This window comes from Pyxidicoccus fallax, from assembly GCF_012933655.1.
In the GTDB taxonomy this organism is placed as follows: domain Bacteria; phylum Myxococcota; class Myxococcia; order Myxococcales; family Myxococcaceae; genus Myxococcus; species Myxococcus fallax.
The window spans coordinates 1-9,496 of record NZ_JABBJJ010000422.1 but is presented as its reverse complement, the minus strand read 5'-3'; the positions used below and the strand labels follow the sequence as shown (position 1 = coordinate 9,496).

General features: G+C 71.3%; 10 protein-coding genes. 9 read left to right on the top strand and 1 reads right to left on the bottom strand.

Annotated elements, in window-relative coordinates:
• Positions 1-139: 139 nt before the first annotated feature.
• From HG543_RS47425 to HG543_RS47385, 9 genes are all read left to right on the top strand, one after another.
• The gene (locus tag HG543_RS47425) at positions 140-1,129 is read left to right on the top strand and encodes an AAA family ATPase (RefSeq protein ID WP_169351576.1); all 990 of its coding nucleotides are present in this window, start codon (positions 140-142) and stop codon (positions 1,127-1,129) included.
• A gap of 21 nt (positions 1,130-1,150) precedes the next feature.
• Positions 1,151-2,032, top strand: coding sequence for a DUF58 domain-containing protein (locus tag HG543_RS47420; protein WP_169351575.1), 882 nt, complete (start codon positions 1,151-1,153; stop codon positions 2,030-2,032).
• Entirely contained in the window at positions 2,029-3,015 is a 987-nt protein-coding gene (locus HG543_RS47415; protein ID WP_169351574.1) for a hypothetical protein, read from the top strand. The genes HG543_RS47420 and HG543_RS47415 overlap by 4 nt, the downstream gene beginning before the upstream one ends.
• Positions 2,990-4,000, top strand: coding sequence for a vWA domain-containing protein (locus tag HG543_RS47410; RefSeq protein WP_169351573.1), 1,011 nt, complete (start codon positions 2,990-2,992; stop codon positions 3,998-4,000). Before HG543_RS47415 ends, HG543_RS47410 begins: the two co-directional genes overlap by 26 nt.
• On the top strand, positions 3,997-5,058 hold the full coding sequence (locus HG543_RS47405) for a VWA domain-containing protein (RefSeq protein WP_169351572.1): 1,062 nt from the start codon (positions 3,997-3,999) through the stop codon (positions 5,056-5,058). Before HG543_RS47410 ends, HG543_RS47405 begins: the two co-directional genes overlap by 4 nt.
• On the top strand, positions 5,055-6,065 hold the full coding sequence (locus HG543_RS47400) for a tetratricopeptide repeat protein (RefSeq protein ID WP_343073618.1): 1,011 nt from the start codon (positions 5,055-5,057) through the stop codon (positions 6,063-6,065). Before HG543_RS47405 ends, HG543_RS47400 begins: the two co-directional genes overlap by 4 nt.
• The gene (locus HG543_RS47395) at positions 6,049-7,911 is read left to right on the top strand and encodes a BatD family protein (RefSeq protein ID WP_169351571.1); all 1,863 of its coding nucleotides are present in this window, start codon (positions 6,049-6,051) and stop codon (positions 7,909-7,911) included. The genes HG543_RS47400 and HG543_RS47395 overlap by 17 nt, the downstream gene beginning before the upstream one ends.
• Positions 7,908-8,618 (top strand): tetratricopeptide repeat protein, encoded by a 711-nt coding sequence (locus HG543_RS47390; protein ID WP_169351570.1) that lies wholly within the window; start codon positions 7,908-7,910, stop codon positions 8,616-8,618. The genes HG543_RS47395 and HG543_RS47390 overlap by 4 nt, the downstream gene beginning before the upstream one ends.
• A 116-nt stretch (positions 8,619-8,734) precedes the next feature.
• Positions 8,735-9,103: an STAS domain-containing protein gene (locus HG543_RS47385; RefSeq protein WP_343073617.1), complete on the top strand. Its 369-nt coding sequence runs from the start codon at positions 8,735-8,737 to the stop codon at positions 9,101-9,103.
• 18 nt (positions 9,104-9,121) lie between these two features.
• Here HG543_RS47385 and HG543_RS47380 read toward each other — a convergent pair.
• On the bottom strand, positions 9,122-9,496 hold a 375-nt coding region (locus HG543_RS47380), incomplete at its 5' end, for a tetratricopeptide repeat protein (protein ID WP_169351569.1).

Below are 9,496 nucleotides of genomic sequence, written 5' to 3'. Positions count from 1 at the left end.
ACAGGGACATAGGGGTGGGGGACTCTCCAGGATGGGCGGACGCCCACGCAACTTACTGGAATGCCCGGGCTTCTGCGGTGTTGAGCCGGATACCCTGTAAACCCTAGGCTGCCCGCCGCCAGTCCGACACGAGGCGACATTGAACACCGACATTCGCGCGCTCACCGAACGCGTGCAGCAGGAAAGCAGCTTCGTCGAGATCCTCAACCAGGAGACCGGCAAGGTCATCGTCGGCCAGCGGTACATGCTGGAGCGCATCCTCATCGGCCTGCTCTGCAACGGGCACGTGCTGCTGGAGGGAGTCCCCGGCCTCGCCAAGACGCTCACCGTGCGCACCGTGGCGGACGCGCTCAGCGCCACCTTCATGCGCATCCAGTTCACGCCGGACCTGCTGCCGGCGGACGTGGTGGGCACGATGATCTACAACCAGCAGGCGGCCAACTTCACCGTCCGCAAGGGGCCCATCTTCGCCAACATCGTCCTCGCGGACGAAATCAACCGCGCCCCCGCCAAGGTGCAGTCCGCCCTCCTGGAGGCCATGGCCGAGCGCCAGGTCACCATCGGCGACCAGTCCTTCGGCCTGCCCTCGCCGTTCCTCGTGCTGGCCACCCAGAACCCGATTGAACAGGAAGGCACGTACCCCCTGCCCGAGGCGCAGGTGGACCGCTTCATGCTCAAGGTGAAGGTGGGCTACCCCACGCGCGACGAGGAGAAGGTCATCATGGACCGGATGTCCGGGGGCTCCTCGCCCAAGGCGCAGAAGGTCATCGGCCTGGACCACCTCGTCCGCGCCCGCGAGCTCGTCCACCACATCTACATGGACGAGAAGGTGAAGGAGTACATCCTCAACGTGGTGTTCGCCACGCGCGAGCCCAACAAGTACGGCCTCAAGGACCTGGCGGACTACATCCAGTTCGGCGCCTCGCCGCGCGCCACCATCTCCCTGGCCCAGGCCGCCCGCGCGCACGCCTTCCTGCGCCACCGCGGCTTCGTCACCCCCGAGGACGTGAAGGCCGTGGCCTTCGACGTGCTCCGCCACCGCATCGCCATGACGTACGAGGCGGAGGCCGAGGAGCTCACCGCGGAGAAGATCATCCAGCGCGTGTTCGACCGCGTCGAAGTCCCCTGACCCGACGTCCGCAGGCACCCCGTGCTCCCCAAGGACCTCATCCGCCGTATCCGCAAGCTGGAGATTCGCACCCGCAAGGTGGTCTCCGACATGCTCGCGGGTCAGTACCACTCGGTCTTCAAGGGCCGCGGCATGGCCTTCTCCGAGGTGCGCCAGTACCAGCCCGGTGACGAGATTCGCATCATCGACTGGAACGTCACCGCGCGCATGAACGAGGCCTACGTCAAGGTCTTCACCGAGGAGCGCGAGCTCACGGTGATGCTCGTGGTGGACGTGTCCGCCTCCAAGGAGTTCGGCTCGAAGGAGCGCACCAAGGCGGAAATCGCCGCCGAGGTCGCCGCGCAGATTGCCTTCAGCGCCATCGCCAACAACGACCGGGTGGGGCTCATCCTCTTCTCGGACCGGGTGGAGAAGGTGGTGCCGCCGCGCAAGGGCCGCACGCACGTGCTGCGGCTGGTGAGCGACATCCTGACGTTCAAGCCGGCGGGGAAGGGCACGGACCTGGCCGTGGGGCTGACGTACCTGACGCAGGTGGCGAAGCGGAAGGCCGTGACGTTCCTCATCTCCGACTTCCAGGCGCGCGACTACGAGAAGCCGCTGCGGCTGGTGGGGCGCAAGCACGACCTCGTGCCCGTGGTGGTGGAGGACCCGCTGGAGGCGGAGTTCCCCCGCCTGGGGCTGGTGGAGATGGAGGACCCGGAGACGGGCGAGCGCTTCGTCGTGGACACCAGCGACCCGCGCGTGCGCGGCCGCTTCGCCCGGGCCATGCAGGCCGCGCGCGACGAGCGGCGCAAGCTGTTCAAGAAGCTGGAGCTGGACCACGTGGAGCTGCGGGCCGGCGATGACCATGGCAAGGCGCTCGCGCAGTTCTTCCGCGCGCGGGCCCGGAGGATGGCGGCGTGAAGCGGCTTTGGCCCGTGCTGGCCCTGCTCCTGGTGGGCGCGCTCCCGGCGTGGAGCGCCCAGCCTCCCGCCCCGCCCGCGCGCGAGGTGGTGCAGCCCCAGAACTTCTCCGTGCGCGTGGACCCGCCGCAGGTGCGCATCGGCGACCCCTTCACGTACGAAGTCGTCATCACCCACCCGAAGGACCACCGCTACGAGTTGACGCTGCCCACCGAGGGCGGTGACTTCGAGCTGCTGGACCAGACGCGCCAGCGGCAGGACGGCACGGACGCGGCCATCACCACCTTCCGCGTGCGCATGTCCGCCTTCGCGCTGGGCAAGCTGCAGACGCCAGAACTCGACTTCGACGTGGCCACGCCGGACGGCCCCCGGAGCTTCTCCCTGCAGGGCCGCGAGCTGGAGGTGACGTCCACGCTGCCTCCGGACGCGGACGGGCAGGGCGCGGACCTCTTCGACTACCAGCCTCCGCAGGAGGTGCCCATCCGCTCGTGGCGGCTGGTGCTGATGGTGCTCGGCGCGCTCGCGGCGGTGGCGCTCGCGTGGGCGCTGTGGCGCTGGTGGAAGAAGCGGACGAAGCACGTGGTGGCGCCGCCGCCGCTGCCCCTGGACGTGCGCACCCGCAAGGCGCTGGACGCGCTCAAGGCGGAGGACCTGCCCGCGCACGGCCACGTGAAGGACTTCTACTTCCGGCTGTCCGAAATCATCCGCGGCTACCTCGGCGAGCGCTACGGCTTCGAGGCGCTGGAGTGCACCAGCTCCGAGCTGATGGCCTCGCTGCGCCGGCTGTCCCCGCCCGGGCTCCCCGAGGACGCGCTGATGCGCTTCGTGTCCGAGTCGGACATGGTGAAGTACGCGCGCGCGGACGCGTCGCCGGAGAACTGCCGCGACGCGCTCGCCTTCGGCTACGCGCTCATCGACAAGACGTACGTTCCGCCCCCGCCGCCCCAGGCTCCCGCCAATGCCGCCGCTTCCCGCGTTCAATAACCCCGAGGCGCTCTGGGGGCTGCTGCTCGTGCCGCTGCTGCTGGTGCAGGCGTGGCGGGAGCGGCGCGCCCGCGCCACGCTGCGCTTCTCCGCCGCGCACGTCTTCGCCCGCGGCGGCAAGGGCATGCGCACGTACCTGTTGCCCCTGTTGCCCCTCTTGCGCGCGGCGGCGGTGGTGGCGGCCGTCCTCGCCATCGCCCGGCCCCAGGCACGCGACTCGCGCGTGAGGGACTTGTCGGTGGAGGGCATCGACATCGTCGTCGCGCTCGACTTGTCCACCTCCATGGAGGCCGGAGACTTCCGCCCGCAGAACCGCATGCACGTGGCCAAGGAGGTGCTCAGCGAGTTCATCGCCAACCGCGTGAATGACCGCATCGGCCTCGTGGTGTTCGCGGGCGCGGCGTACACGCAGGCGCCGCTGACGCTGGACTACGGCGTGCTGAAGGAGGTCATCAAGCAGCTGCGCACCCGCGTGCTGGAGGACGGCACCGCCATTGGCGACGCGCTGGCCACGTCCCTCAACCGCCTGCGCGACTCGGACGCGAAGAGCCGCGTGGTGGTGCTGATCACCGACGGCGACAACAACGCCGGGAAGATTTCGCCCATGGACGCGGCCAACATGGCGCAGTCGCTGAGGGTGCCCATCTACACCATCCTCGTGGGCAAGGGCGGCAAGGTGCCCTTCCCGCAGGGCACGGACCTGTTCGGCAACACCGTGTGGCGCGAGACGGAGATTCCCATCAACCCGGAGCTGATGCAGGACATCGCGGACCGCACTGGCGGCGAGTACTACCGCGCCACGGACCCGGAGGGCCTGCGCGCGGGCCTGCAGAAGGTGCTCGACTCGCTGGAGCGCTCCAAGCTGATGGAGGGCGGCGCCAGCGCCACCTACCGCGAGGAGTTCCATCCCTTCCTTCTGGCGGCCTTCGGCCTCGCCGCGCTGGAGCTGCTCCTGCGCGCCTCCTTCATGAGGGTCTTCCCGTGACGCCCGTGGAACCCTGGCGCTTCACCGTGCTCGGCTACCAGGCGGGGCTCGCCCAGCCCTTCTTCCTGCTGCTGATGCTCCTGGGCCTCCTGCTCGGCCTCTTGGCGCTGGTGGGCGCGCTGCGGCGCCGCTCGCGCGTGCGCGGGCTGCTCAACGAGCGGCACTCCGAGCGCCTCACGCCGGGCGTCTCCGCGTGGCGCCCCGCCGTGCAGAGCGGCCTGTACGGACTGGGGCTGGCGCTGTTCGGCTTCGCGCTGGCGCAGCCGCAGTGCGGGACGAAGAGCGAGATGACGAAGCGGCGCGGCATCGACGTGGTGGTGACGCTGGACGCCTCCAAGTCCATGCTCGCGCGCGACGTGCAGCCCAGCCGCCTGGAGCGCGCGAAGCTGGAGCTGACGACGCTGCTGGACGAGCTGAAGGGCGACCGCGTGGGGCTCGTCGTCTTCGCGGGTGACGCGTTCATCCAGTCGCCGCTGACGTCGGACTACTCGGCGGTGAAGCTCTTCCTGCGCGCGGTGGACCCGGAGGTGATGCCCCAGGGCGGCACCAACGTGGGCGCCGCGCTGAAGCTGGCCAAGCAGGTGCTGGACAACGCGGACCGCGGCTCGAAGGAGCGCGTGGTGGTGCTGCTGTCCGACGGCGAGGACCTCTTCGGCGAGGTGAACGAGGCCGCCGAGGCGCTGAAGGAGGCGGGCGTGCCGGTGCTGGCGGTGGGCGTGGGCTCCGAGTCCGGCGAGCCCATTCCCGTGTACGACCGGCGGGGCGAGTTCGTGGACTACAAGAAGGACGCGGCGGGCGAGACGGTGATTACGCGGCTGGACCGCGCGGCCCTGACGGCCATCGCCGAGGCGTCCGGCGGGGCCTTCTATTACCAGCCGCGCGGCGTGGCCATGGCGCAGGTGGTGGAGCGCATCGACCAGATGCAGAAGAGCGAGCTGGAGAGCCGGGTGACGGTCCGCTACGACGAGCGCTTCCAGACCTTCGCCGTTCCGGGGCTGGCGCTGCTCGCGCTGGGCATGTTGCTCTTGCCGTCCTCGCGCCGGAGGTCGTCGCCGTGAGCGCGCGTGGGGAGACGCGAGGCCCGCTGGCGCGGCTGCTGGCCTGGGGGCTGGTGGTGTCGCTGGCCCTGCCGTCGCCGGTGTGGGCCGCGGGCCCGCTGGAGCGCGACCACCCGCTGGTGCAGCAGGGCCGCGAGGCGTACGCGGCGGGCAACTACGAGGAGGCGCTGAAGGCCTTCGAGGCGGCGAAGAAGGAGCGGCCCAATGACCCGGCCGTGGACTTCAACCGCGCCGACGCGCTGGCCAAGCTGGGCCGCATCCCGGAGGCGCGCGAGGCCTTCCAGGGCGTCACCGAGTCCAACCGGCCCGACCTGCGGCAGAAGGCCTGGTACAACCTGGGCAACCTGCACGCCACGACGGGAGACCGGCAGGAGGCGCTGAAGGCCTACCGCCGCGCCCTCACGATGGACCCGCAGGACGTGCAGGCCCGCCACAACTACGAGGTGGTGCTGCGCAACCTGCCGCCGCCGCAGAACGACAAGAAGCCCGACGGCGGCGCGGATGGTGGCACCGACGGCGGCAGCGACGGTGGGCGCCCCGACGCGGGCCAGGACGGCGGCACGCCGGGGGATGGTGGCACGCCCCAGGACGGCGGCATGGACGGGGGCGCGGATGGCGGCGCGGACGGGGGCACCGGGGATGGTGGCTCCGACGGCGGCGCGGACGGCGGCCCGGGCGATGGCGGCAGCGACGGCGGCGCGGATGGCGGCGCGGACGGTGGGGAGCAGGGCCCGTCGCAGCAGGGCGATGGCGGCGCGGACGGTGGCGCGGATGGCGGCCCGGATGACGGGGAGGGTGACCCGCGGGACGGTGGCACCGACGGCGGCAGCGCGGGAGAAGAGGACGCGGAGGAGAGCACCGCGGACGGCGGCGTGAATCCTTCGGACCTGGACCGGCAGGAGGCGGAGCGCCTGCTGGATGCGATGAAGCAGAACGAGAAGAATCTCCAGCTCTGGCGTTTCCAGCAGAAGAAGAAGCAGAGGAAGCCGAATGAGAAGGACTGGTAGCGCCAACAGGGCCCTGCTCGCCGTGCTCGCCCTGCTGGCCACGGCGCCCGCATGGGCGAACGACGACCTCGATTTCTACCAGACGGTGGACCGCGAGGAGGTGGGCAGCGACGACACCTTCCGCCTCACCGTGGTGGTGGTGGACGCGCCGCCCAACGCGCAGGTGCAGCTGCCGGAGTCGGACGACTTCGAGGTCCTCTCCAGCTCGCGCAGCAGCCAGCGCTCCATCTCGCTGTCCGGCGGCGGCCCGGCCGTCATCCAGGACATCACGCGGTACGTGCTGGTGATGCGCGCCAATCGCGCCGGGCGGCTGAAGATTCCGCCGTCGCAAATCACGGTGCGCGGCAAGACGTACCGCACGCAGCCGGTGGAAATCTCGGTGCGGTCCGGCCGGCTGGGGACGCCGCCCCAGGCACAGTCCGGCGGCTCGCTGCCGGACCCGTTCGCCAGCGCGCCTCCATCGCGGAGGGACCCGTTCGAAGACGACATGATGGAGGACGAGCCCACGATTCCGCGTGGCGACTCGGACCTGTTCCTGCGCTCCAGCCTGGACCGGGACGACGTCTTCGTGGGCGAGCAGGTGACGCTGTCGCTCTACATCTACTCGCGGGTGGACCTGTCCAGCGTGGACTCCGTCACCATGCCCAAGCTGGAGGGCTTCTGGACGGAGGAGGTGGAGAGCCCCACGCAGCTGTCCGGCGAGCAGCGCATCGTCGACGGCGTTCCCTACCGCGCCTACCTCTTGCGCCGCCGCGCGCTGTTCCCCGTGAAGCCCGGCACGCTGACCATCACCCCCGCGGAGGCGGACATCACCACCGGCTTCCTCTTCGCCGGCCACCGCGTGCACCGCGTGTCCAACGGGCTGAAGGTGAAGGTGCGGCCGCTGCCGCCGGGCGCGCCCCAGGGCATGTCCAACGCCCACGTGGGCAGCTGGCGCCTGTCCACCGAGGTCTCCCAGACGCGCGTGGAGCTGGGCCAGCCCGTCACGGTGAAGGTCATCCTGGAGGGCGTGGGCAACGTGAAGAACGTCACCCCGCCGAAGCTCACCGGCCCGGCCGCGCTCAAGATCTATGACCCCACCACCACCGACAAGGTGGCGCCCCAGCGCAACCGCGTGCAGGGCCGGCGGGTGATGGAGTACCTGGTGATGCCGCAGCGCACGGGCACCTTCACGCTGCCCGCGCTGGAGTTCCCCTTCTTCGACCCGCGCGCCCGCGCCTACGACGTCGCGCGCACGGAGCCGGTGACGATTACCGTGGAGGCGGGCGCGGGCGGCGTGTCGTCGCTGCCCACGTCGCCGTCGCAGGTGGCGGACGCGGCCAACGAGCAGAAGAACGTGCTGACGGCGGGCGGGCTGCGCCCGGTGCGCTACCAGGCGCGCTTCGTGGCCCCGTCCGAGCCGCCGTGGAAGCGGGGCTTCTTCGTGCCGGTGGTGCTGGCGCCGCTGGGGCTCCTGCTGGGCGTGGCCCTCGTCGGTGGACTGCGCGGGAAGCTGGCCACCCGCTCGGAGGCGGACCGCGGCCGGCAGCAGGCGAAGGCCGCGCGCAAGCGGCTGGCGGAGGCGGAGAAGCTCCAGGGCGGCACCAACGTGGGAGCCTTCTACGCGGAGGTGGAGAAGGCGCTGCACGGCTTCCTGGAGGCGCGGCTGGGCGTGCCGGTGGGCGGCCTCACGCGCGAGGTGCTCGCGGAGCGCATGGCGGCGGCGGGCGCGGACGCGGAGCGGCGCTCGCGGGTGCTCTTCGTGCTGGAGGCGTGTGATTTGGGCCGCTACGGCGGCGGCGGCAACCCGGCCGAGCGTCAGAAGGTGATGGACGCGGCGGCGGCGGCCATGGAGGGCTGGGCGTGAGCGGCTACTACACGCCGGAAGAGGCGCAGGACGTCTTCCTCAAGGCCAACGAGGCGTACGCGCGCGAGGACTACGCCGAGGCGCAGGCGGGCTACGAGAAGCTCCTGTCGCACGGCCACGGCGGGCCGGACGTGCTCTACAACCTGGGCACCACGCACCTGGCGCGGGGAGACCTGGGCCGGGCGGTGCTGGCGCTGGAGCAGGCGGTGAAGCAGGGCGGCCGCGCGCCGGACCTGGAGGCCAACCTGGCCGTGGCCCGCGCGCGTCAGGTGGACAAGGTGGTGGGCGCCTCGGCGGAGGAGGAGTTCCTCCCGCGCGTGGCGGCGGCCACCGACGGCAACGTGGTGGCGTGGACCTTCCTGGGGACGTGGGTGGCGGCCTTCGTCATGGTGATGCTGTGGCGCGTGCTGCGCCCGGGCCGGCGCACGCTGGTGGGCATCCTCGCCACGCTGCTGTTCGCCGTGGCCATCCCCTCCGGCCTGCTGCTGGCCACGCACGCGTGGGTGGAGGAGACGGTGCACGAGGCCGTCGTCCTCTCCCCCACGCTCGTCGCCCGCGAGCTGCCCCAGCCCGGCGCCCGCTCCATCTTCGAGGTCCACGCCGGCCTCAAGGTGCGGCTGCTCGAGGAGACCGGCCGCTTCGTCCGCATCCGTCTCCCCAACGGACTCGAGGGCTGGGCCGAGCGCGAAGGCGTGGCGGAAATCTGAAGCGGTGGCGGATGACTTCCGCCGCCGTCGCAAGGAAGTTTGCAGGCGCGCCGGACCCCGGCGGTAGACTGAAGCCCGGAAAGGAAAAGCTGGCTTTTCCTGGAGGGCGTGACCCAGTGTTCGAGGTCGAGGCACAGGTCGGCAAGAACCGGTTGGTGGTTCGCCTGTGGGGAGACATCGACGAGGCCGAGGCGTTCCGGATTGGGGATGCCGCGGTGGCGGCCATGGAGCGGCTGCGCCCGGGGTTCGACATGCTGTCGGACCTGAGCGGTGTCACGAAGCTTCCCGAGAAGGCGACGGGTCAGCTCCAGCGCATCGTCGAGGCCGCGCGCACCAAGGGGTTCCGCCGCGGGGTGCGGGTGGTGGGGCGCTCGGTGGAGGCGGCCCTGCTCTTCGAGCGCCGCAGCCGCCTGCTGGGGCACGAGGTGCACCTGGCCTTCTCGCTGGAGGAGGCGGAACGGCTGCTGGACGGCGGCTGGCCGTGAGCGCGCGGGCGCGCGTGCTCAGCCCCGCCGTCCGGTGAGGCGCGCGAAGAGGCCGCGCTTGGGCTCCTTGCGCTGGCCCGCGGCGGCCGCGGCGAGGCCCGTCAGCTTGAGCAGGTTCTGTTGGAGGACGGGGTGGCCGGGCTCCAGCTCCACGGCGCGCTCCAGCAGCTCCACGGCCCGGGCGTAGTCCTTGCGCTGGTGGACCAGGATGAGGGCCAGCTTGCCGTAGAGCGCCGCCGCCCCGGGCTCCCGCTCGATGCCGCGCGTGAGCACCTCGATGGCGCGCTCCACCTGACCCTCGCGCTCCAGCCGCACGGCGCGCTGGAGGAAGTCCTCCGCCGTGGGCGCCACGTAGGCCGGAGCGCGGACGGTGGGCTGTCTCTTATACACCTC